Raw genomic sequence first — 25,083 nt, forward strand, 5'->3', positions numbered from 1 at the left:
AACCCGTGCGCGCTCACCACTTTCCCCTCAAATAGCTTACAGATATTTCCCTTAATCGCTTCGCATTATCAAATGCTTGCTGAATAAAAAAAAGCCCCGGATGTCTCCAGGGCTTTCAATGTTTTTAAAAGATCTTCAAACTTGTTACCATTTGACGCGAAGTCCGATGGTTCCTTTATAGGCGTAGCTGTCTCCGAAATTATTGAGACTGGTATTTACCGACCCCTCGCCATAGATGGAATATTTATCATTATCCCAATTATAGCTGCCACCCAGTCCAATTCCGCCCCAGAAACGGTCATTGCGGCTGGCAAAACGCACAGACGATACGTCAACTGCTGAGCCATCGAGGAATTCATAATACAGATTGGCAATACCGTAGACATAAGAACGGTTTATCATGCCTTTATCATTGTACCAGGAGTTCTGATAATCTGCGGAAATACCGATACGTCCCTGAAGACTGTCGCCCTTGTGAAGGGAAACAGCACCACTATATTGATCGGTAAAATTATCAAAATCGACATTGGAATAAACGAGCTGCGCCTGAGGTGTAACCGACCAGCGGTCATTCAGCGTAATCCGTTTACCGGTTTCGGCAGATAAAGCATAACCAAAGCCGTTATTACCATCGACGAGAGAGACAGCACTTCCGCCTCTGGTACTCAGATCACTGTCATACCAAGTTGCCTGTGCCTGTGTATCGACATAGAAACCGTTATTTCCATACCAGGTCAGCGTGCCGCCAAAACCATAACCGTCTGTCGAGATCTTACCAAGACCATGTTCTGAACGGGTATCCGCCGATGCATGACCATAATGAACTGTGATACCGCCAATCAGCAGACCATTGTCAGTCTCTGTTAAAACGCCATCAAGACCGGCCTGCATTTTAAAGATGTCAGCATCATATTGCGTGCCTGATGTGGTGACGGCCGGCTTGGACTTCAGGTGCTGACCTTCAATGCGCCCCCAAATGCCATTACGTTCGGTAAAACTTCCGGCTTCAGCCGCTGGAACAGCCGGAGTACCGATCACGTCTGCGCCCTGCTCAATCATAATATTACCGGCATTGCTCCAGTAACGATTACCGACGCGCTGCTGGAGTGTCGGCAGACTGTTCAAAGCCAACAGAACCTGCGGATAAGCCGCATAGACAGGCACACCTTGTGTAAACTGCGGATCGACTGGATCTACCGGATCGACTGGATCTTTCTTGTCGAGCTGAGAACGTAAATACCAGTCATCCGTAATCTCACTGTCTGAATAGTCATCAGCTACGGAGGAGGATTTGGTATTTGGGCCTTTATATAAGGAATAGGCATAGGCACCGGCACCAACAACAGTCTTGCCATTAAACTGATAGGCATTGGCTGCACTTGCATCAAGCATAAAAGCATCAGCTGTTGTTGTGCCACCATTCATGGAATTTACAAGTTTAATGCCATGCCCCGGCTCAGTATCTGCCCCATCAGGATCAGTCCCTGTATTTTTAATACGCAGCAAAGTCTGTCCGGAAATTGAACCACCATCATTCACAATCATATCAGAAGCTGAGCCGCTGGCGCCAAGGAATGTATCCAGATGGGCAACAGCCCCCTGTGAGCCCATATATTGCCCCTGCAAAATCAGCTGATCGCCGGTTTTACTATCTGACAGGTTAATAAGACCGCCAATGCTGTTGATGTCTCCCTGCAATGTAAAAGCAGCGGGAGCGCCGCCTGATCCGTAAGCTACAACTTCGGAAGCATTTTTAAGATCTAGCTTGGTGAATGCAGCCGTCGTTGAAGGCGCAGAACCGGTTTTCTCCTGCAAAACCCATTTTGCCTTCTTATCAAGATTCAGATTCAAAGTTGATACAGCTGCCTTATTGGTCAGGCCAAGCATTGTACCTTCTGAAAAATTGAATGTGGTCATACTTGGGGCAAGAGCAGTTCCGCCGACATTAAGCAGATATCCGCCACTGGCAGCTGTCAGCAAACTATCCGTGCCACGCACAGTCAGAAAATAACTTTGCTGATTACTTGCAACTTCAACAAGGTTCGCCGTTGTTGAAGTTGTAGACGCAACAAGATTATTAAACATCGTGTCGGTCTGTGCATTGGATTGGTTGAAATTACCGCTGATATTAATGGCTTCACGGCCTGCTTTAATGGTCGTACTTGAAGCATCGGTATTGGCATCCAAAACAGCCCCTTGCCAAATAACAGCGATGGCGGAACTGTTGGCGGCAGCCGTTGTATCAATTTCCATGTGACCAAGTGAGGTCAGGCGGCCTTCACCTGTGCCAACATTAGCAGTTTTACCCAGACGGATTGCATTGGCACGACCGGATGTACTTTTAATTTTAATATTGCTGTTGTTTAGCCTGACTTCAGGAACCCTGCGGTTTTGCTCTGAGCCTGATACATAAATACCGATAGCATCATTTGATGCCGCATCAATATCGATTGCCAGATTACCTTTTACTTCCACATATCCTGCAGATCCGTTTCCGCTTTGCTGATGCGCACCCTGTATAGCACGAATACCGACTAAAAGAGGGTAGCCAAAAATATACGGTCCGGATTGCATTTTTATATCAAGATTATCAAAAAGCGCGCTTGAGCGCATACCATTAAATGCGGATGTTTCACCGGCATTATTTGTCGATCCGGCCACCACACCATAATGTTCAAAAAAACCACGGCTTGGCAAATTCAACATTTTTAAATTCAATGTACCGATTCTCACGGTACCACCATGCGTCACCCCGACACCATTCTTGGCAATATTATCACCGGCAGGCGCTGCAGAGTTTGCATCAGTATTTTCAATTGTTAGATTAATTGTTTTACCGGCGGCGTCAAATGTTGAGGTAAAATCAGGAGACGTACCATAAGCTGAGATACCTACAGCTCCCTTAACCGTCGTTGTGAAATCATTCTCAATTGTCAAAACACGATTAAGTCTCTGACTGTAAATGAGAAAACCGATATTTCCTGAAGATGTATTACCAATTATATTTTGGACAGATGATACAGAACATCCGTTTTGATTATTGCCGTGTTAACGGTAAAGGTTCCGTTTGCATTGACTACACATGGTGCGGCATTCGCAGCAGAACTGAAAATAAATGCACCGCTAAGTACTGTACTTGCTAATAAGAGCTCTTTCATAAGCACCTCCACATTTATTATGTGTGAATATACTTATATAAGAACACAAAAAATAAAGTACGTAACGTGCAGTACGCACCAAAACAACATCATAAGTTGTATTTTTCACACACTTACGATGATTTCATAAAAATCAGAATGCTAGAATAACAACAAATTGCCAGTCCGTTCTTGGACTATTTTAATATGCACTCATGCGTATAGTTGGACTGTCAACAGATGATATTTTCACCAAGTTGATCTCCTCATGATACCTACTCGATATCTGCCCCGTATTGCTCTGCAATGCGGGGTCTTTTTATGCCATGTGAGATAAATCAACTTTTCGGGAATTGAACGGTGTTGATACAGTGTTCACCCTGCCCATATTACAAAAATACAAATCTACGATAATATAATGCGAAACACAGAACAGTTCGGCAGAGATTGATTTCATTCTCTGCTTTATCAGTATCAGAAAGGCCAATATGACCTCCGGTATCCATCATGTGACCCTTATCACCCGCAATGTGCAGGCCAATATTGATTTTTATGCAGGTTTTCTGGGGTTGCGTCTGGTCAAGCAAACCGGCGGCTTTGAAGACGGTGAGCAGCTTCACCTGTTTTACGGTGATGCCCTTGGCTCTCCGGGTTCGCTGATTACATTTCTTGTTTGGGAAGAAGGTGCGCGCGGCCGTGTCGGCCATGGTCAGGTTGCGGAAATTGCACTCGCAGTCCCGCCGGAATCAATCGGTGACTGGCTAACACGCGCTCTGTCCCAGCAGATTCGCGTTGAAGGGCCAAAGCGTGAATTCGGCGAACCGGTATTACGCCTCAAAGATCCCGATGGCGTTACCGTCAAACTGGTCGGTCATGACATGCCTGCTGCACATCCGTGGAATTCTGCCCCCACCCGTCTTCACAGCGTTACCCTTTTCACTGAAATGCAGGAAGAAACCGCAGCTTTCATCAAGCGTTTCGGCTATAGTGAAGGTCAACGTGAAGAAACTGTGTTGCGCATGGTTTCCGATACGGATTTCGTGGATGTTCGCAATGTCAGCGGCTTTGTGCCGGGCATTCCCGGAACCGGCATTGCCGACCATGTGGCATTCCGCGCCAAAGATGTCGATGCAGTCAAAGCGTCTGAAGCGGAATTGTCTCGCCTCAATTCGTCGATCACCAATTTCCATGACCGCAAATATTTCACCTCACTTTATGTGCGTGAACCGGGCGGAACGCTGATTGAGCTGGCAACCGACGGACCGGGTTTTACCATTGATGAAACACCGGAGCATCTGGGCGAAACACTATTTGTACCACCGCATAATCAGGAGCGCGCGCAGGATCTGAAAGTGATAATGCCGCAATTTGCAATGCCCGGAGAGGAAAGAATTGCCATGCGTGACCTGCCCTTTGTGCATCGCTTCTACACACCGGAAAATCCCGATGGCAGTGTTATTCTGCTGCTGCACGGTACCGGCGGTAATGAAGCCGATCTGATGCCGATGGCGCATCGCATCAACCCGCGCGCTACCCTGCTCGGCGTGCGCGGACGCAGCCATGAGGAAGGAACTGCCCGCTGGTTCCGCCGCTTTGGCGCCACGCAGTTCGATCAGGCGGATATCCGCTCGGAGGCTGAGGCATTTAACGCCTTCTTTGAAGGGGCAATTGCCTCCTATGGCCTGAAAGCTGAAGATATCACCGTGCTCGGCTATTCCAATGGTGCAAATTTTGCCGCTGCAGTGATGGCGCTTTTCCCGAAACTGATCCGCCGCGCTATTCTGTGCCGCCCGATGCATGTGCTGGAAGATGTACCGCAGGCTGACCTGTCCGGCACAGAGGTGCTGACTTTGGCCGGAAAATCTGATCCTTACGGCAAATATGCTGAAGCGCTGAATACATGGCTCAGTAATAGCGGTGCGAGTTTAACGGCAGAGACACTCAATGCAGGTCATCAGCTCTCGCAGGATGATATTGCCCGTGCAAAGGAATGGCTGCATTTATAAACGCAGCCATAAAAGCATTTCCAACAAAGTGCGAAGCGGTTTGCGTCGGACAATGCGAGGATAAAAAAGATAGGGCGGTTCTGACGATTAAGTTTCAATCAGACCGCTCTATTTATGTTATAAAATTACAATAATTTCTTTTGCGGCATAGACATGTCAAATAAACGCATCTATCAATCGTAATGTTATTACATTTCGACTTGAGGTTTATGATGCTAAAACAGCTAAAATGCGCAACGGCGCTCGGCATATTAGGTTCCCTACTGATTGCCGGTCATGCCGGTGCAGATGAGGAACACAAGCAAGTCTGGCGTTTGTTTGTTGCCGATCATACCAAGCCGGTGGTTCGGGCGATTGATCTGGAGAGCGGCAAAGAACTCGGAAAATTTGATATCAAAGGCTATGCCGGTCTGACGGCGAGTGCATCCGGTGAAACTGTATTCGCCGTGCAATCCGATGCCGATCAGGTGAATGTCATTAAAACCGGCATCAGCCTTTCCGATCATGGCGATCATCGCGATCTGGAAGTTTCGGACACAGCTTTGCGGGATGAGAAATTTGAAGGCAAACGTCCGGTTCATGCGGTGATGCATGGTGACAGTGTTGTGCTGTTCTTCGACAAGGAAGGCAAAGGCCATGAACTGTCCGAGCAGGATATTCTGAAAGGCAAGCCGCAGGCAAAAATCATTGATGCAACTGCGCCGCATCATGGTGTGATTGTGCCTTTCGGCAATCAATATCTGGCTTCCGTGCCAAATCTGGAAGCAGAAACCAAGCCCGACGCCCTGCCGCCACGCCTCGGCCTGCGTGTTCTTGAAGCTGATGGCACGCAGACCGGCGATGTTGCAACCTGCACAGCCTTGCATGGCGAAGCCTTCTCCGCCAGTCTCGCTGCGTTTGGTTGTGAGGAAGGCGTGCTGATCGCCAGCCCGTCCAAAGACAAAAAAGCCGAGCTGAAAATGCTGACCTATAGTGCCGATCTGCCAAAGGGCAAAGTCAGCACGCTCATCGGCAGCAAGGCGATGCAGTTCTTCCTCGGCAATTACGGTGAGGACAAGATTGCGCTGATCGATCCGGAAAGTGATACGCCTTACCGCCTCATTGATCTGCCGACCCGTCGTGTGGATTTTGCGCTCGACCCTGCCCGTCTGAAAAATGCCTATGTGCTGACGGAAGACGGCCAGCTGCATCTCATCAATATTCTGGATGGCTCAATCACCCGTTCTGCGAAAGTGACCGAGCCTTACAGCAAAGACGGCCACTGGCGTGATCCGCGCCCGCGTCTGGCCGTTGCGGGTGACCATATTGCGATTACCGATCCGCGCCATAGTCTGGTACGCCTGATTAATATTGAAAGCCTCAAAGAAGACCGCACCATACCTGTGGCCGATCAGCCATTCAGCATTGTTGCTGTCGGCGGCTCAGGCGCAGAACACTAAAAATAAAAAGCCTCACAAAATGAAAAGACCAGTTTGATACTGGTCTTTTTTATATTTGCTATTCGGATGTTCACTGCTTACGGCAAGGGCAATCTGCTCGACAACAAAGCGCTCGAAACCGTCAAAGCAACAGGCACGGATAATTAAGCGACGGACGCCAAAAAAGCGATTTAACATTGTTTTGCTAGCACTTAGTTGGTTTTGCGTGAGTGGTATTTCCAGATACATTACATCTTAGATTTGGGAATTATCGGAGGGATGTATGAGGCAGTTGAATAAAATCTGGCTGCTGATTGTTGTTGGTTTTATTTTTTCCGGATGTGTATCCGCACCCGGAATAAAGCAATTTAATAGTACGAAATACACAATCGCAGGTAAAAGGATCGAGATTGCAGCGCTTTGGCACATACAACCAGATTGCGAAAACTTTGGCCTCCCTATTATTCAAGTAATTTCTGCACCTAAAAATGGCAAAGTCGATCTTGGTACGAAGCGCATATTCCCAAGCGATACAGCTTATAAGCGGTGTCGGTCTACTAAAGTTAACGGGCCTGTCGCCTATTACACGGCCAATTCAGGATTTAAGGGAACAGATACTATTAAATTACGATTTGCATATTCAGACGGTGTTTTGGAAGAGAAAACCCTTACTATCATTGTGAAATAAAAAAGCCCCGCAAGTCAGACTTGCGGGGCTTTTGATTTTTATTGCAGATGCTTAGTGAGCCATGCCCACAACAGCATCATCATCGCCGGTTTTGGCAATGGCTGATACTTCCGGTTCAACCCATTCGATCGGCTCCGGCTTGCGGATCAGTGCATGTTCAAGCACTTCACCGACATAAGAAACCGGAATGATTTCCAATGCGTTTTTCACATTGTCCGGAATTTCAGCCAGATCCTTGGCGTTTTCTTCCGGAATCAGCACCTTCTTGATACCGCCGCGCAGAGCTGCGAGCAGTTTTTCTTTCAGGCCGCCAATCGGCAGAACACGACCGCGCAATGTAACCTCACCGGTCATAGCAACGTCCTTGCGTACCGGAATACCGGTCAGCACAGAAACAATTGCGGTTACCATTGCTGTACCGGCAGACGGTCCATCCTTCGGTGTCGCACCTTCCGGTACGTGCACGTGGATGTCGCGCTTGTCAAACAGCGGAGGCTCGATGCCGAAATCCACCGCACGGGAGCGGACATAGGATGCCGCAGCCGAAATGGATTCCTTCATCACATCACGCAGATTACCGGTAACAGTCATACGACCTTTACCCGGCATCATCACGCCTTCAATGGTCAGCAATTCGCCGCCCACTTCCGTCCAAGCCAGACCGGTAACAACACCAACCTGATCTTCACCATCGATCTGTCCGTAACGGAACTTCATGACGCCGAGATAATCAGAAATATTATCCTTGGTCACATGAACCGACTTGGTCTTTTTACGTGCGATTTCCGTGACAGCTTTACGCGCCAGTTTCATCATTTCACGTTCAAGACTACGCACACCGGCTTCGCGGGTGTAGTGCTGGATCACAGCAAGAATGGCCGCTTCATCAACCGAGAATTCATTCGGCTGCAAAGCATGTTCCTTGATTGCCTTTGGCAGCAAATGCCGCTTGGCAATTTCAAGTTTTTCATCCTCGGTGTAACCGGCAATACGGATGATCTCCATACGGTCAAGCAGAGGGCCCGGAATATTCAGCGAGTTTGCAGTCGTCACGAACATTACATTGGACAGGTCATATTCGACCTCCAGATAATGATCCATGAAGGTTGCATTCTGTTCCGGATCCAGCACTTCCAGCATAGCCGATGACGGATCACCACGGAAATCCTGCCCCATCTTGTCAATCTCATCGAGAAGGAACAGCGGGTTGGACTTCTTGGCTTTCTTCATCGACTGCACAACCTTGCCCGGCATGGAGCCGATATAGGTTCTGCGGTGACCGCGGATTTCAGCCTCATCACGCACGCCGCCAAGCGACATACGCACATATTCACGACCGGTTGCCTTGGCGATCGAGCGCGCCAGCGAGGTTTTACCAACCCCCGGAGGGCCTACGAGACAGATGATCGGGCCTTTGATCTTGGCAGCGCGTGACTGTACCGCGAGATACTCGACAATACGCTCCTTAACCTTATCCAGACCGAAATGTTCTGTATCCAGCACTTCCTCGGCAAAAGCCAGATCGGTTTTGACCTTGGACTTCTTGTTCCACGGCAGGGACAGCAGCCAGTCGAGATAGTTGCGCACCACTGTGGCTTCCGCCGACATCGGGCTCATCGACCGCAGCTTTTTCATTTCAGCCTGCGCTTTTTCCGCAGCTTCCTTGCTCAGCTTGGTCTTGGCAATGCGCTCTTCCAGCTCGGCCAGTTCATCCTTGCCGTCTTCACCGTCGCCCAGTTCCTTCTGGATCGCCTTCATCTGTTCGTTCAGATAATATTCGCGCTGGGTCTTTTCCATCTGGCGTTTAACACGCGAGCGGATGCGCTTTTCAACCTGAAGAACCGAGATTTCGGATTCCATATATTCCAGAGCTTTTTCAAGACGCTCACGAACCGACAGGATCGAAAGCATTTCCTGCTTTTCAGCAATCTTGATCGCCAGATGCGAGGCTACCGTATCGGCCAGTTTCGAATGGTCGTCGATCTGGCTGGTCGCGCCGACAACTTCAGGCGAAATCTTCTTGTTCAGCTTCACATAATTTTCAAAGTCGCTCATCACCGAGCGGGACAGCGCTTCGATTTCCACCGGCTCTTCTTCCGGCAGTTCAAGAATGTCAGCATAGGCTTCGTGATAATCTTCACGGTCGCTGAATTTGGAAATCTTGGCGCGTGCAATACCTTCGACCAGCACTTTTACAGTGCCGTCAGGCAGTTTCAGCAGCTGCAGCACATTGGCAACTGTACCGATTTCATAAATCGCGTCATTGGCCGGCTCATCGTCGGCAGCATTTTTCTGCGTGGCAAGCAGGATCTGCTTATCAACGCCCATCACTTCTTCAAGCGCACGGATTGATCTTTCGCGGCCAACAAAAAGCGGCACAATCATATGCGGGAAGACAACAATATCGCGCAATGGCAATACGGCATAGAGCCCGTCCTGACCACCCACCGATGTCTTCAACTCTGTATCCGTCATTTTAAGTCCTTTCCCGGGTTAACCACCCGATCGCCACACAATGACCCCCGTTTCATCAGCAAATCACTGCGTGCATCGACTGTATAATTGGCCACCCGTTGCCGCTATTTCAAGCACTGTTTATGCTTCATACAGCAGAATAAATCAGCGCATTTATGACCACCGGATCAAAATGCAATTTTCATACCCATCTTTTAAAGCGGTTTCGCGGTTAAAGAAACGCCTAAAGTGCCGGTTTTGCCGTGTTTCCCCTATCGTCCACAATCCAGCACAATAAAATATGATCTTTTAACTCATAAATATAGGGACGTGGGCTCTGGAGCGTATCTTTAAACGAAAAACGCTCAGGATTGCTCCTGAGCGTTTTTGATTTTCGTCACAGCTGACAGGCTGTTTGTTTCCTTAAGCGGAAACCGTGCCTTTTTCTTCCTTACGGTCGCCATAGATGTAAAGCGGCTGCGCTTTGCCATCCACGACTTCGCCGGAAATAACAACTTCCTGAACACCTTCCAGTGTCGGCAGGTCAAACATGGTATCAAGCAGGATTTTTTCCATGATCGAACGCAGACCACGGGCACCGGTCTTACGCTCTACCGCACGGCCAGCAATTGCCAGCAGCGCATCTTCATGGAATGTCAGCTCAACATTTTCCATCTCGAACAGGCGCTGATATTGCTTCACCAGAGCGTTTTTCGGCTCAGACAGGATCTTGACCAGAGAGGCCACATCCAGATCTTCCAGTGTTGCAATAACCGGCAGACGACCGACAAATTCCGGAATAAGACCGAATTTCACCAGATCTTCCGGCTCCAGCTCGTGGAAAATCGCACCGATACGGCGTTCATCCGGCGCTTTTACAGTCGCGCTGAAGCCGATGGAAGTCTTTTCGCCACGGGACGAAATGATCTTGTCGAGACCGGCAAATGCACCACCGCAAATGAACAGGATATTGGTTGTGTCCACCTGCAGGAATTCCTGCTGCGGATGCTTGCGCCCGCCCTGCGGCGGTACGGAAGCCACAGTGCCTTCCATGATCTTCAGCAGAGCCTGCTGTACGCCCTCACCGGATACGTCACGGGTAATCGACGGATTATCGGCCTTACGGCTGATTTTATCCACTTCGTCGATATAGACGATACCGCGCTGCGCACGCTCGACATTGTAGTCGGCAGCCTGCAACAGTTTGAGAATGATATTTTCAACATCTTCACCGACATAACCGGCTTCGGTCAGTGTCGTGGCATCAGCCATGGTGAACGGCACATCAATGATGCGCGCCAGTGTCTGTGCCAGATAGGTCTTACCGCAACCGGTAGGGCCAACCAGAAGAATATTGGATTTTGCCAGCTCAACATCACCGCTCTTTGGCTGGTTAGCCAGACGCTTGTAGTGATTATGAACCGCAACCGACAGAACACGCTTGGCATGGCTCTGACCGATGACGTAATCATCGAGAACCGCCATAATTTCCTGCGGGGTCGGAACGCCTTCACGCGACTTCACCATCGAGGATTTGTTTTCCTCGCGGATGATGTCCATGCAAAGCTCGACGCACTCATCACAGATAAAAACGGTCGGCCCCGCAATCAGCTTGCGCACCTCATGCTGGCTTTTTCCGCAAAAGGAGCAATAGAGCGTATTTTTGGAATCGCCACCGCCGTTGCTGACTTTGCTCATCGCAGTTTCCTTTCAGTAATGGCCGCCCGCTGTCCGCAACAGGCACCAAGTTCTAACCGTTATGTCTTCCCGACCGAAACCGACATGAACGGCAGTCGTCTTTTTAGGCACAAGACCCAAACAATCACTTAACACAGCATTCAGCATAAACAGGCAAAAGACAGTTTTACAACCTGTCTACCGCACTGTTTTATGCGACAGTACAGTAAAAGCGGTAATGGCAGAAAAAATGTGGCTAAAATTATACAATGCCGAAGATTTCTGCCGGAAAACCACTTGTCACGAAATTCCGGTCTTCAGAAAACTGATCCGTTTTTCAGGCAAAACGGATCAGAATCCGGTTTATCAGTCTTTCTTTTCGCCGAGATCGCGTGATTCGATCACTTTATCGATCAGGCCGAATTCGAGCGCTTCCTGAGCGGTCATGAAATGATCGCGGTCGAGCGTACGCTCGATAGTTTCATAATCACGGCCGGTATGTTTGACGTAGATTTCATTGAGGCGGCGCTTCATCTTGATGATATCCTGCGCATGACGCTCGATATCGGAAGCCTGCCCCTGAAAACCGCCGGATGGCTGGTGAACCATAATACGTGCATTCGGCAGTGCCAGACGCTGACCGGTTGCACCGGCTGTCAGCAGCAGCGACCCCATGGATGCCGCCTGCCCCATGCAGAGCGTGGAAACCGGAGGCTTGATGAACTGCATCGTGTCATAAATCGCCATGCCGGAAGTGACCACGCCACCTGGCGAATTGATGTACATTTCAATCGGCTTGTTCGGGTTTTCCGCTTCAAGGAACAGAAGCTGCGCACAGATCAGCATAGCCATGCCGTCTTCAACCGGACCGTTCACGAAAATCACGCGTTCTTTCAGAAGACGCGAGAAAATATCATAGGCCCGCTCACCGCGTGCAGTCTGCTCAACCACCATCGGGACCAGATTCATAACGGTTTCAATTGGATCTCTCATCATTAACTGCCTTTGGCTATCGGAGAACGGAGCGAAACACTGCCGTCAGGATTCGTAATACTCAATACATAGGGCGAGGCGTACCCGTTTCGCAAGGTGTTGCGCTATAAACGCCCTATTCCGCCCCTGTCTAATCTTTCATGCTTACCGAAATCTAAATGGCGGCAGACTGCTGCACATCCTTAGCTGCGTTTTGTTACGGAAGCATATTTATCGCGGAATTTCTGCGCGGAACCGGCGGTCATATCCACATCGATAATCACCGAACCGTCTTCCTCATCCTGACGACGCACATTGCTGCCATGACGGTAAATCCAGTCAATCAGACCGAACTGATCCGGCTGCAGGCTGACCTGCACCTTTTCCATCGCACCGGAAATACGGCTTTCGATCAAAGCCAGCAATTCAGGCGTACCCTGCCCCGTCAGCGCAGACAGCGGCAAAGGCCGTGCATCTTCATGACTGCCGCTGCTCAGATTTTCCGCGCTGTCCTGCATCGGCTCGCTCAAACGGTCGATCTTGTTCCAGAGTTCAATGACACGCTCATCGCCTTTTTTAATGCCGAGACCACTGAGAATTGTCTCCACATCCTCAGCCTGCGCCGCATTGTCAGTGTCAGACATATCACGCACATGCAGGATCAGATCAGCCTCAATTACCTCTTCCAGTGTCGCTTTAAATGCGGCCACCAGATGGTGCGGCAGGTTGGAGATGAAACCAACCGTATCGGACAGGATAATCATATCGCCATGCGGCAGCCGCAGACGACGCAAAGTCGGATCAAGCGTGGCAAAAAGCATATCTTCCGCCAGCACATCAGCACCGGTCAGACGATTGAACAAAGTAGACTTGCCCGCATTGGTATAGCCGACCAGTGCAATCACCGGATGCGGCACCTTACGGCGTTTCTGGCGATGCAGCTGGCGGGTACGCACAACCGTATCCAACTCGCGTTTGATCCGCAGGATTTTCTCCTGCAGCATACGCCGATCGGCCTCGATCTGGGTTTCACCCGGACCGCCCATAAAGCCGCCACCACCACGCTGACGCTCCAAGTGCGTCCAGCTGCGAACCAGACGGCCTTTCTGATAGTTCAGATGTGCCAGCTCAACCTGCAGGCTACCCTCACGGGTCTGCGCGCGGCGGCCGAAAATTTCCAAAATCAGACCGGTACGGTCAATAACCTTGACCTTCCATTCGCGTTCCAGATTGCGCTGTTGTACCGGTGTCAGCGGATGATCGACAATCACCAGCTCGATTTCTTCACGCTCGATGCGTTCGGCAATATCCTCAACCTTACCCGTGCCAAGCAAAGTGGCCGGACGCGGCTGGGAGGTCTGCACCAGAAAACTGTCGATAATTTTCAGATCAATCGCCCGTGCAAGTCCCGCAGCTTCTTCAAGCCGCGCCTCATCACTCCGGCGATATTTCGGGCGTTCGCTCTCATCCTGATCGACGACCAGCGCGTAACGTTCCGGCAAAATCGGCACGACAACAAAAGCCCGTGTATCTTCTACTTTTGTTGTGAAAGGCTTTCTGCTGCTTTTCTGTTTGGCGCCGTCATCATAATTATCATCGGATGATAATTCATATGTTTCTGGCATCTCTGTTTCTGGCGTCAGATCAGCTGCCGGATCATTGCGTTTTTTCAAATGTGTATCCTGATTTATGTATCGCCATAACCGACCATCTTTGTCCGGAACGGCTTCTGTTCCCATCAGATAATCATCAGGGCTGCCTGCATCAATGAGCGCGCCTCAGATAATTATTCCCGTATTTACAAACAAATATATCCGCAGGCCTTGAGGCACTGCGGATATAAAAACATTCCGAAATTTCAGCAAACAGTCGTAATGACCTGTAATGCTTACTCTTCTTCGCCTTCAAACATCTGCACAGGCTGACTTGGCATAATGGTTGAGATGGCATGTTTATATACCAGCTGTGAATGTCCGTCACGGCGCAGCAAGACACAGAAGTTATCAAAGGATGTGACAATACCTGTCAGCTTAACGCCATTAATCAAAAAGATCGTCAGAGAGATTTTTTGCTTACGTACAGAATTCAGAAAGAGATCCTGAAGATTTTGCGATCGTTCAGCCATTTTTTTATTCCTTTATTTCGATCCGCAACCAGCACTGATTTCGGGGAGACATCCACCCTGTTTACAAATATGCCGCCTGAAGCGCATAGCCCGTAAACAGTTCATTTCCGAAGAAACAGCAGAAAAAATCCCCCTGTCATCCGGTTTTATCATCTGCCCCAGATATTGCACCTGTATATTGATACAGAATCAATAGTTGCGGGAATAATCCCACATTCCGCAAAGGGTTAACAGGCCGCTATTTTTTGCGCAACGTCAAAATGTTGTATGCTGCCGGATGATTAGCTGCCGCACAGTCAGAACTATGCCATTCAGGCCAAATATATTTTGTATCTGACCTGTATTCTGACAATTCATGACGCTTAATCAGCCTCCGTCAGCTCACCTGTCTGCTTCAGCATCCATTCATAAAAGCTGCCCTTGCGCGCAACCAGTTCTTCCGGGCTTTTGCGATGCACATGAAAACCGATAAATTCAGGATGATTCAGCGGTTCAAGACCATATTTCGGATCAAAAATGTTCAGGCAGTCACGCGCCGTCCAGTAGTAAAAACTTTCTTTGGGCGCCGCATCGTTGAAACAGCCGTATTTCTTGGCCAGCCTTGAAATACCGTCATTGCCAAAAATGGTAATGCCGATCATTGCAGGCGTTACTTCCTTGCCAATGAGGCGGTACCAGAGCGGGCGCAAAACCCGTCTGCGCAAACCGAGCCATTTCGGCAGCGGATAATCACCGGCCATATAGGCATCAAATTCGGCAATCACCGGATGATCGGGCGGGAAATACAAAGCCGAAACGCCGACGCGCTCCCTGTTTTCACGCGCCAGATAGGGTTTGGATGCATCCGGATGGAACTGCTTATGCAGATAGACATCCGTATCCAGCCACACACCCTGACGATGCTTCATCAGATTGATGCGAAAAATATCGCTGAACTGAACAATCGTCAGATTATCTTTCAGGTTCGGAAAACCGGGATCAAGACGGCGAAATGATTCAATCGGCATGATCGTTGCAGCATCATGCTGCTCCACACCTTCCGGCAGATTTTCGACGGGCTGATAGCTGAACAGCTTAACCCGTTGTCCGGTTCTGACCATGGAAGTCAGGCACATATGATCCACCGGCCGTAATTGGCTGCCGTACCAGAATGTACAAATATCCATAAAACATACTCAATTTTAAAATGAGGCGCTTAAAAGAAATCGAGACTCACGCGGAACATCTGTTCTACGTGCTTCACCGCATCACTTGTCGCAAACATCACTACGCGGTCATTGCGGCGAATATGCAGATCGCCATGCGGCTTAATAACTTTTCCGTCACGGTAAACCGCCCCCACCCGCAAACCGGCCGGCAGGTCGATATTGCGCAATGGCGCGCCGACTAATGGTGAAGTTTCAAGGGCTTCCGCCTCAATCAGCTCCGCCCGCCCGTCATAGACACTATGCACCGAGCGGATGCGTCCGCGCCGCACCTGCTGCAAAATTTTGGAAATCGTCACATTTTTCGGGCTGACATAAGAATCAATACCAACCGTATGGATGAATTCCTGATAGGCAGAATTATTAATCAGCACCATATTCGACTTGCAGCCAAGGCGCTTGGCCATAATGCCGGACAGAATATTCGCCTGATCCTGATTGGTCAGTGCCACCATCAGATCAGCATCCTGAACTTCCGCCTCGCGCAGCAATTCCTGATCCAGTGCACTGCCGTTCAGAACAATTGTCTTATCCAGCTCATCAGCCACAAAGGCTGAACGCTCACGATTATGTTCAATGATCTTCAGCCGTGTATGCGGCTGGCGCTCTTCCATCTTTTTCGCAACATAGAGCCCGATATTACCGCCACCGGCGATAATGATCCGCCGCGCCTCAGGCTTATCATGCCCGAACAGGCCAAGCGTACGGCGCACCTGCTCTACCGTTGTCACCACATAGGCCAGATCGCCTGCCAGCAGATGATCCTCGGAATGCGGCACAAACAGCTTGTCATTACGCACCACGCCGACCACCGTTGACGGCAGATCAGGGAACAGATCAGTCAGCTGTTTCAGCGGCGTGTTGATGATCGGGCAGTCTTCCATACACTCAATGGCAAACGCGACCACTTTGTCATCGGCAAAGCGCAACACATCGGAAGCACCCGGCAAAGCGATACGACGCAGCACCATGTCGCCGACTTCCAGTTCCGGCGAGATCACCACATCGATCGGCATATTATCGCGCGAAAACATCTCCTGATACTGCTTTTGCAGATAGGTCTGCGCACGGATACGGGCAATTTTGGTCGGCACATTAAACAGCGAATGGGCAACCTGACAGGCCACCATATTGATCTCGTCGTAAAGCGTGACAGCGATAATCATATCCGCTTCATCGGCACCGGCCGCTTCCAGCACATCCGGATGCGAGCCGTGACCGACAAAACCGCGCACATCAAGCAGATCACGCACGGCGTGGATCAGCTTTTCCGATGTATCAATCACCGATACATCGTTATGTTCCGCAGCGAGCCGCTCAGCAATACCGAAGCCGACCTGACCGGCACCGCAGATAATGATGCGCATAATTACACTCCGAGCGACTTGAGTTTACGGTGCAGAGCGGAACGCTCCATACCCACAAACTCAGCCGTGCGTGAAATATTACCGCTGAAACGGTTGATCTGTGCGACCAGATATTCCTTTTCAAACATTTCACGCGCTTCGCGCAGCGGCAGCGCCATAATATGCTGATCGGAATCAGTCGGTGTGCGCGGCAGCGTATCACCGATTTCCGCCGGCAGCAGATCAGCCGTTACCGGCGCATCCACATCATCGCCGCGCGCCAAAATCATCAGGCGTTCCACATTGTTACGCAGCTGACGCACATTGCCGGGCCAGCTATGGGATTGCAGAACCGCCATTGCATCATCGCTGATACGGCGCGGCTTGATACCGGCCTGTTCAGCCACCTGATTGATGAAGAAGGATACCAGCGATGGAATATCGTCGCGGCGCTGTGCCAATGGCGGCACCTGCACCGGAACAACGGCCAGACGATGGAACAGGTCTTCACGGAACAGACCTTCGGCAATCATACCTTCAAGATTCTGCGCGGTCGAAGAAATGATACGCACATCAACCTTCACACGCTTGGTTCCACCAACACGTTCAAACTGCTGGTCAACCAGAACACGCAAAATCTTGTTCTGGGTTTCACGCGGCATATCGGCAATTTCGTCGAGATAGAGAATACCGCCATGCGCCTCTTCCAGTGCGCCGACCTTGCGTTCCCCGCCATCCATTTCGGTGCCGAAAAGCTCGATTTCCATACGTTCCGGTGTAATAGCAGCGGCATTCACCGTCACGAAAGGCCCGTTAGCACGGCTCGACTGTCCGTGAATGGCACGTGCCACCATTTCCTTACCCGAACCCGAAGGGCCGGTAATCATGATACGGCTGTTGGTCGGAGCCACGCGTTCGATAGTCTGGCGCAACTGGTTCATCGCCAGCGAATTGCCAAGCAGTTCGAATGTCTCACCGGAGCGTTTACGTAAGTTAGAAACTTCGCGCTTAAGGTTTGATGTCTCCAATGCCCGCTCTGCCACGAGGATCAGACGATCTGCCTTGAACGGCTTTTCAATGAAATCATAAGCGCCGCGACGGATAGCCGAGACAGCAGTTTCAATATTACCGTGACCTGAGATCATCACCACCGGCAGATCCGGATGCAGTTTCTTGATTTCATCCAGCAATGCCAGCCCGTCCAGACGGCTGCCCTGCAACCATATATCCAGAAAAATCAGCCGCGGCACACGATCATTGATCGCAGCCAATGCACTGTCCGCATCAAAAGCTGTGCGGGTTTCGTGACCTTCGTCGCTTAAAATACCAGCAACCAGATCACGGATGTCCGTTTCATCATCAACGACGAGAATATCAGAAGCCATTTAATCCACCTGCCTTGTTCCCATTATCCTGCAGATTTACCACAAAGTGATCTATCCGCAGGTATTTATCATTCAGCTGCCTGCATCTGTCTGTCATGCCTGCAACTCCTCATTTGTCTGTGTCCCTGCCATTTCCGGCGGTGTTGCAGGGAAAACCATACGGATCATCGCACCTCTGCCCTGATAGAAATCAGCCGGTGCATCATGCAGTTCCATATGCCCGCCGTGATCCTCAACGATTTTTCTGACAATAGCGAGGCCAAGGCCGGTGCCTTTTTCACGCGTTGTCATATAAGGCTCCAGCAGCCGCTGCCGGTTATCACCGGGCAGGCCTTTGCCATTATCAATCACATCGACAATCAGCTGATCCTTGTCCTGATAGGCTTTCAGCAGAATATGTCCGTGATAATTATCTTCATCAGCAACCGCTTCAATAGCCTCGCTGGCATTCTTGATAATGTTACCAAAAGCCTGTCCAAGCAGACGACTGTCAAAATGGCCATAAAGCGGCACTTCACTCAATTGCTGCTCAAAACTGATCTCACTGCGGCTGACTTCCACCAAGAATGCGGCTTCTTTCAGCGAATCCCGCAAATCAATGGTTTCCATTTTCGGCTTCGGCATCCGTGCAAAGGACGAGAATTCATCCACCATGCGACCGATATCACCAACCTGACGGATAATCGTTTCCACACACTGGTCGAAAACCTCACGATCCTCAGTAATAACCTTGCCATAACGGCGGCGGATACGCTCGGCAGAAAGCTGGATCGGTGTCAGCGGATTCTTGATTTCATGGGCGATACGCCGCGCCACATCGGCCCATGCCGTTGAGCGCTGTGCCTGTACCAGATCAGTAATATCATCAATTGTAACCACATAGGAGCGTTCATCGCCTGTGCCGTCCTCAATCGTGATCTGCACATTGAAGGTACGGGTCAGCCCGCCACGCATCATCGAGACCTGCTCGCGGTAAACCGCACGGCCGGAATCATGCGCCACTTCAAAAACCTGTCCGATTTCCGGAATATGCGTACTCAGGCTTGTGCCGATAACCTCATCCGGCTCAAGGCAGAACATCTGCTCTGCCGAGCGGTTGACGATATTAATCAGGCCAAGTGCATCCACCCCGATCACCGCGGCGGTAACACCGGACAACACAGCCTCGGAGAAGCGGCGGCGCTCATCAATCTGGTCTTTAGCGGCCAAAAGATCGGTGCGCTGGCTTTTCAGCTCGGCAACCATGTTATTGAAAGTGCCGGACAATGCGCCGAGATCACCATCGCTGGAGCGCACCGGCACGGAAATATCCAGATTACCGACAGCCACTTCATCAGCAGCACCAATCAGCTGGCGGATTGGTCGCACCAGACGGTCTGCCACAGCAATACCTGTCCAGATCGCCGGCAGCAAAACAATCAGCATCAGGCCGAAATAGAGCAGCGCAAAGATCACCTGCGTCGGGATACGGTTCGCCTCCATATCCTGATAGCGCTTGGTATTGGCCTCCATCAGGCGCATGGAATCGAGAATTTGCGCATCAACAGCACGTACGGTGTAGAGATACACATCGGGTATCTCACGCATCTTGATAATTGCGCCAACGAAGTTACTGGTCGGACCCGGCGGAATAATCACCGGATTGCCGTCCCGTGCCGTTTCAACCGCCTCAGAAGGCGGTTGCGGCAGATTTGCGCCGCCCTGCTCACTGCGCAAGGCAACAGAGCCGTCTTCGCGCAATAACTGCGCGCCGAGCAAACCGCGCCCCAGCGCCTGCAAGGTCATCAGCTGCACAAAACCGTTACGGTCGAGACTATAGAGCGTGCGTTGCGCATCCATATCCTGCAGCATGGAATAGGTGGTGCTTTGCAGGTTGCGCGCGGTTTCATTGATATAACCATTGGCAAGACTGATCGATGAATTGACGATATTGCGCGTATTGGTTTCAAACCAGCGATCCAGCCCGAGATTGAGCGTTACACTGGCAACAATCGCCACAACAATCGCCGGAACCGCTGCAATCAGTGAGAACAGCGCCACAATGCGCACATGTAAACGCGCGGCAGCACGGCCATGACGGCGCGCCTGTGTGATGCGGAAAATCTCGCGGATAATCAGTGCCAGCAGGCTGACGACCAGAACCACATTGATGATAATCAGCGTCAGCGTCACATGCAGATCAGGAACAATCGGCGTGACGCCGATCATAATCAGAAAGGAGACAAGTGATGCAATAATCGACAGGACAACAATGATCACACCCGGCAGAGCCAGCAAACGTCTTTGTTCACTCACCCGTGCAGGTTTAAATTCGCGCAACCACTCAAGCAGACTCGTCTTATCCATTCCATTAATCTATTATAAACCGTTGCCGTCATGCAACAGAATGTTGCACATATGCAACGTTATCGCTGTGCGAATTAAAATATAATAGCTTTATTAAAGGTCGCGAATTTCTTGGGATATAAATCTCAAAGTCATAGGTCTGCCAGCAACCGCTCCCCCCATACTTTCCGTAAATGGTACAGGCAAGGACTTGTTAAGCGCCTCTAAAATAGAAGCCACAAAGGCCTTTGAAAGCTCATCATTGTTTATTTTTTCGGTAAAAGTTGTGCGTGGCTTGCCTATGAGAGTTCCATCGCGCCGCAGAGAAAATCGCAATGTAATACTCATACCCGCAGTTCCTTTCGGTGGTTGCCAGCATGCATAAAGAGCCGAAAACATTTCATTGATTGAATTCACCGGCTTACGATCATTACAACGCCTGTCTTCCGCAAAAGCAGCTACTGGAACTACAAACACAAGCGAAATCGATGCAAGCAGCAGCGTTCTTATAATACCCATAAAATATTTTCCCTATATATTATAATTACTTAAATACACCTCTTGAAATTTTTACTTTAAAAATCAAACAAATTTCCATCAACCCCTAAAAATATTGAGGTCGTGGTCGCGGATTTTTTTGCGCAGCGTATTACGGTTCAAACCCAGCAATTCTGCGGCCTTGATCTGATTGCCGGATGTGGCTGTCAGGCTTGCAGCCAGCAGCGGATATTCAATCTCGTGCAAAATCCGGTCATAGAGCCCCTGCGGCGGTAATTCACCGTTGAAGGAGGCAAAATACTGCCGCAGATAAATCTCTGTAGCTTCACGTAAATTAGTGATCTGATCGGCTTTGAGCCCTGTTTCATCAGCCTGTAATGACGGCGGCAGATGCTGCAATTCGTGACGAATAATCTCGGCATTAATCTCATCCTGCGGATAGAGTGCTGCAAGTCTGCGCACCAGATTTTCCAGTTCGCGCACATTGCCCGGCCATGTGTAATGACGCAGCGCAGCAAAACCCTCGGCACTGATCTGCTTTGGCGGCAGACCTTCTTTTTCCACCAGCCGGAAGAAATGCTGCACCAGATCCGGCACATCCTCGCTGCGCTCACGCAATGGCGGCATACGCAGCGGTACAACATTGAGCCTGTAGTATAAATCCTCGCGGAACTGACCTTTGTGAATTGCTTTGAGCAAATCTTTATTGGTCGCGGCCACAATACGCACATCGGTTTTAATCGGCGTGCGCCCGCCAACGGTCATATATTCGCCCTGCTGGAGCACGCGCAGCAAACGCGTTTGCGCTTCCATCGGCATATCACCGATTTCATCGAGAAACAGCGTACCGCCATTGGCCTGTTCAAAGCGCCCTGAAAAACGCTGCTGCGCGCCGGTAAAGGCACCTTTCTCATGGCCGAATAATTCGGATTCAATCAGATCACGCGGGATAGCTGCCATATTGATCGCCACAAAAGGCCCGTTACGACGGCGGCCATATTCATGCAAAGCGCGGGCAACCAGTTCCTTACCCGTACCGGACTCACCGGTAATCATCAGAGTCAAATCAGTCTGCATCATGCGTGCCAGCACACGATAGACATCCTGCATCGCCACCGAGCGACCAACGAGCGGCATATTCTCTGCCTGATCGTCCACATCCTGCTTTGCTTGCACCGGCTTTGGTTCGGACAGCGCACGACGCAGCAGGCTCACCATCTCGCTCAGGTCAAAAGGCTTTGGCAGATAATCATAGGCACCGGCTTCGGAGGCGCGGATAGCGGTCATGAAAGTATTCTGCGCACTCATCACCACTACCGGCAGATCGGGGCGCGCTTTGCGGATACGCGGCAAAATTTCGAAAACAGAACCATCCGGCATATTCACGTCGCTGATCACCAGATCACCTTCGCCACCCGTGACAAGCCCCCAAAGCGCGGCACGATTACTGGCAAGGCGCACAGCATAACCTGCTCTGCTCAGCGCCTGATTAAGCACTGTGCGCATGGCTGCATCATCTTCTGCAACGATGATTACCGGTTCATTCAATGCCTCACTCCCACACATATAAATATTATATTACATGATATTAGATCGATATTTTAATATTTAAATTTAAACGAGAGAACTGTCCTGTTTCCATATCGGCAACAGAATACGGAAAATGGTTTTTCCGGAGAAACTTTCGCATTCAATCATACCGCCATGATCGGCAATGATCTTGGCAACCAAAGGCAAACCCAGACCTGAGCCATTGGTTTTGGTCGTGATAAACGGATCAAACAGGATCGGCAGAATATCCGGTGCGACACCGCCGCCATTATCAATCACGCAATATTCCAGCGGCAGAGACAGGCGCTCGCCCGTCGCCGGCACAATCATATGCATGCCCGCTTTATAGGCAGAGGTCAGCAGGATCTCGCCTTTGCGCCCCGTGCGTTCTTCCGGCTCAATCGCTTCAGCTGCATTTTTAATCAGGTTGATAAATACCTGTATCAGCTGATCGCGATTACCCCAGACACGCGGCAAGGACGGATCATAATCCTCGCGGATCGTGACATGAGATGCAAAACCGTGGCTGGCCAGCGTTTTAACATGCCCCAGTACCGTATGCAGATTGACCGCAGAGCGCTCAATCGGGCGTTCGTCAGAAAACACATTCATCCGGTCAACAAGCGCAACAATACGGTCAGCTTCATCACGGATCAGCTGTGTCAGTTCGCAGTCGGACTCATTGGCTGCATCGCGTGCTGACATTTCCAGCAATTGCGCCGCACCGCGAATACCCGAAAGTGGGTTCTTGATTTCATGCGCAAGCATTGCCGCCAGACCTGTGACCGAGCGTGCCGCACCGCGATGGCTCATCTGGCGATTGAGTTTCTCCGCCATAGCTGTTTCTTTAAACAGGATAACAACCTGATCCGGCATTTCACTGATCGGTGTTACCTGCACATCCACCATGCGCTCAGTGCCCATACGCGGCGATGACAGATCAATATGATATTCATTAACCGCTGTACCGCTTTGAATAACCTGCGCAATCAGTCCGATCAGCGGACTTGCAGGCGGCAGAAAATAATTGAGACCATGACGCTTCAAGATTCCCGCACTGGAGCGGAAAAACACCTCAGCCTGCGCATTGGCATAAATAATCTGTCCCGCAGCATCCGCCATTATCACCGCTTGCGGCAATGTATTCAGCACATGATCGGACAAAGAGAATGCAGCAGCGTCCATCAGGCGGCATCCTTCAGGGATTTTGTCCCTGCGACCGGTGACAGGCCGGTAAAAATATCCGTAAGAATGTCTGATACTTCCTGCGCATTGCCTGAGGTCATCAGCGCCTTCTTGACCGTATCCGGCACATTTGACGTATGGCGCTCCATATACCAGCCCAGATGTTTACGGGCATGGCGGATACCGGTTTTCTCACCATAATGCTCCAGCATGGCATGATAATGCGCTAGAATATAATCGCTTAAGTTTAGCGGCGCGGCACCATGTGGCAAACCATTCAGTTCGCTTGCGACCTGCCCCGCCAGCCAAGGCTGACCATAGGCGGCACGGCCGATCATCACCGCATCGGCACCGGAGCGGTGCATAATTTCCTGCACATCCGCAGCACTGCCAACATCGCCATTGGCAACAAGTGGCACAGAGATCACCTCACGCACGGCGCGGATTGCATCCCAATCGGCATGACCGGTATAGAACTGACAGCGCGTGCGGCCATGCACGGTAATCATCTGCACACCGGCATCGACAGCGCGTTGCGCCAGTTCCGGCGCATTAATGGAGTCCTGATCCCAGCCAAGCCGCATTTTCAGCGTCACCGGCACTTTCACCGCTTGCACAGTGGCTTCAATCAGTGTCAGCGCATGGTCGAGATCACGCATCAGCGCCGAACCGGAATAACCGCCGGTTACCTTTTTGGCAGGGCAGCCCATATTGATGTCAACAATATCCGCGCCTTCACCTTCAGCGATCTTGGCGGCCTCACCCATCCAATGCGCTTCACGGCCTGCAAGCTGCACCACATGGGTTTGCAGATCACCGCGTTCCATCCGCTTACGGCTTTCAGAATGATGATTGCACAACTCCGCACTGGCTACCATTTCGGAGACCACCAGACCTGCACCGGCCTCCCACGCCCGACGACGAAACGGCAAATCGGATACGCCGGACATCGGCGCCAGAAATACGCGATTGCGGATTTCCACCGGTCCGATTTTCAATGGCAGGGTTGCAGTCGTCATCATCAGCCTAAAAATTGTGCAATATCAAAAACGCTTAAACTTTAAGCAGATTTATAGGTTTTATCATCTTCATGCAAGAAAAAGCGGATTCG

17 protein-coding genes and 1 tRNA gene (1 of these 18 cut by a window edge) are annotated in these 25,083 nt (G+C 50.5%); 4 read left to right on the forward strand and 14 right to left on the reverse strand.

Annotation, left to right across the window (positions count from 1 at the left end; genetic code table 11):
• Window positions 1-19: transfer RNA gene (locus tag JNC80_RS07975), tRNA-Lys, on the forward strand; it begins 157 nt to the left of the window's first position.
• A 125-nt stretch (window positions 20-144) separates the two neighbouring features.
• Here JNC80_RS07975 and JNC80_RS07980 read toward each other — a convergent pair.
• Window positions 145-2,937, reverse strand: coding sequence for an autotransporter family protein (locus JNC80_RS07980; protein ID WP_376710005.1), 2,793 nt, complete (start codon window positions 2,935-2,937; stop codon window positions 145-147).
• Between the two features lie 688 nt (window positions 2,938-3,625).
• Here JNC80_RS07980 and JNC80_RS07985 point away from each other — a divergent pair.
• From JNC80_RS07985 to JNC80_RS07995, 3 genes are all read left to right on the forward strand, one after another.
• Complete coding sequence (locus JNC80_RS07985) at window positions 3,626-5,143, forward strand: VOC family protein (protein ID WP_376710006.1); 1,518 nt, start codon at window positions 3,626-3,628, stop codon at window positions 5,141-5,143.
• A 209-nt stretch (window positions 5,144-5,352) separates the two neighbouring features.
• Window positions 5,353-6,582, forward strand: coding sequence for a hypothetical protein (locus JNC80_RS07990; RefSeq protein ID WP_376710007.1), 1,230 nt, complete (start codon window positions 5,353-5,355; stop codon window positions 6,580-6,582).
• A gap of 262 nt (window positions 6,583-6,844) precedes the next feature.
• Window positions 6,845-7,249, forward strand: coding sequence for a hypothetical protein (locus JNC80_RS07995; RefSeq protein ID WP_376710008.1), 405 nt, complete (start codon window positions 6,845-6,847; stop codon window positions 7,247-7,249).
• A gap of 51 nt (window positions 7,250-7,300) precedes the next feature.
• Here the strand turns inward: JNC80_RS07995 and lon are convergent, their stop codons facing one another.
• The 13 genes from lon to dusB form a co-directional block, all read right to left on the reverse strand.
• Window positions 7,301-9,724, reverse strand: a complete 2,424-nt coding sequence (lon, locus tag JNC80_RS08000; RefSeq protein ID WP_075655370.1) for an endopeptidase La — start codon at window positions 9,722-9,724, stop codon at window positions 7,301-7,303.
• Window positions 9,725-10,126: 402 nt separating this feature from the next.
• Window positions 10,127-11,401 carry an ATP-dependent Clp protease ATP-binding subunit ClpX gene (gene clpX / locus JNC80_RS08005; protein ID WP_075655371.1) on the reverse strand — a complete coding sequence of 425 codons (1,275 nt, stop codon included), beginning with the start codon at window positions 11,399-11,401 and terminating at the stop codon, window positions 10,127-10,129.
• Between the two features lie 345 nt (window positions 11,402-11,746).
• Window positions 11,747-12,373: an ATP-dependent Clp protease proteolytic subunit gene (locus tag JNC80_RS08010; protein WP_022712351.1), complete on the reverse strand. Its 627-nt coding sequence runs from the start codon at window positions 12,371-12,373 to the stop codon at window positions 11,747-11,749.
• Window positions 12,374-12,555: 182 nt separating this feature from the next.
• Window positions 12,556-13,977 carry a GTPase HflX gene (gene hflX / locus JNC80_RS08015; RefSeq protein ID WP_376710133.1) on the reverse strand — a complete coding sequence of 474 codons (1,422 nt, stop codon included), beginning with the start codon at window positions 13,975-13,977 and terminating at the stop codon, window positions 12,556-12,558.
• Between the two features lie 263 nt (window positions 13,978-14,240).
• On the reverse strand, window positions 14,241-14,477 hold the full coding sequence (gene hfq, locus JNC80_RS08020) for an RNA chaperone Hfq (protein WP_022712353.1): 237 nt from the start codon (window positions 14,475-14,477) through the stop codon (window positions 14,241-14,243).
• Between the two features lie 362 nt (window positions 14,478-14,839).
• Window positions 14,840-15,643: a glycosyltransferase family 32 protein gene (locus tag JNC80_RS08025; protein WP_028233973.1), complete on the reverse strand. Its 804-nt coding sequence runs from the start codon at window positions 15,641-15,643 to the stop codon at window positions 14,840-14,842.
• Between the two features lie 29 nt (window positions 15,644-15,672).
• A complete protein-coding gene (gene trkA, locus JNC80_RS08030; RefSeq protein WP_075655375.1) occupies window positions 15,673-17,049 on the reverse strand; it encodes a Trk system potassium transporter TrkA in 1,377 nt (458 codons plus the stop codon).
• A 2-nt stretch (window positions 17,050-17,051) separates the two neighbouring features.
• Window positions 17,052-18,413 (reverse strand): nitrogen assimilation response regulator NtrX, encoded by a 1,362-nt coding sequence (gene ntrX / locus JNC80_RS08035; RefSeq protein WP_022712355.1) that lies wholly within the window; start codon window positions 18,411-18,413, stop codon window positions 17,052-17,054.
• A gap of 93 nt (window positions 18,414-18,506) precedes the next feature.
• Window positions 18,507-20,759 (reverse strand): sensor histidine kinase NtrY-like, encoded by a 2,253-nt coding sequence (locus tag JNC80_RS08040; protein WP_376710009.1) that lies wholly within the window; start codon window positions 20,757-20,759, stop codon window positions 18,507-18,509.
• Window positions 20,760-20,852: 93 nt separating this feature from the next.
• A complete protein-coding gene (locus JNC80_RS08045; RefSeq protein WP_022712358.1) occupies window positions 20,853-21,257 on the reverse strand; it encodes a UCP034077 family protein in 405 nt (134 codons plus the stop codon).
• 78 nt (window positions 21,258-21,335) lie between these two features.
• Window positions 21,336-22,802: a nitrogen regulation protein NR(I) gene (gene ntrC / locus JNC80_RS08050; protein ID WP_510186704.1), complete on the reverse strand. Its 1,467-nt coding sequence runs from the start codon at window positions 22,800-22,802 to the stop codon at window positions 21,336-21,338.
• A 48-nt stretch (window positions 22,803-22,850) separates the two neighbouring features.
• The gene (locus JNC80_RS08055) at window positions 22,851-23,972 is read right to left on the reverse strand and encodes a two-component system sensor histidine kinase NtrB (RefSeq protein ID WP_376710010.1); all 1,122 of its coding nucleotides are present in this window, start codon (window positions 23,970-23,972) and stop codon (window positions 22,851-22,853) included.
• Entirely contained in the window at window positions 23,972-24,991 is a 1,020-nt protein-coding gene (dusB, locus tag JNC80_RS08060; RefSeq protein WP_376710135.1) for a tRNA dihydrouridine synthase DusB, read from the reverse strand. The genes JNC80_RS08055 and dusB overlap by 1 nt, the downstream gene beginning before the upstream one ends.
• Between the last annotated feature and the right edge of the window lie 92 nt (window positions 24,992-25,083).

Origin of the sequence: Pseudochrobactrum lubricantis (genome assembly GCF_041929865.1) — a bacterium.
Taxonomy (GTDB): Bacteria; Pseudomonadota; Alphaproteobacteria; order Rhizobiales; family Rhizobiaceae; genus Pseudochrobactrum; species Pseudochrobactrum saccharolyticum.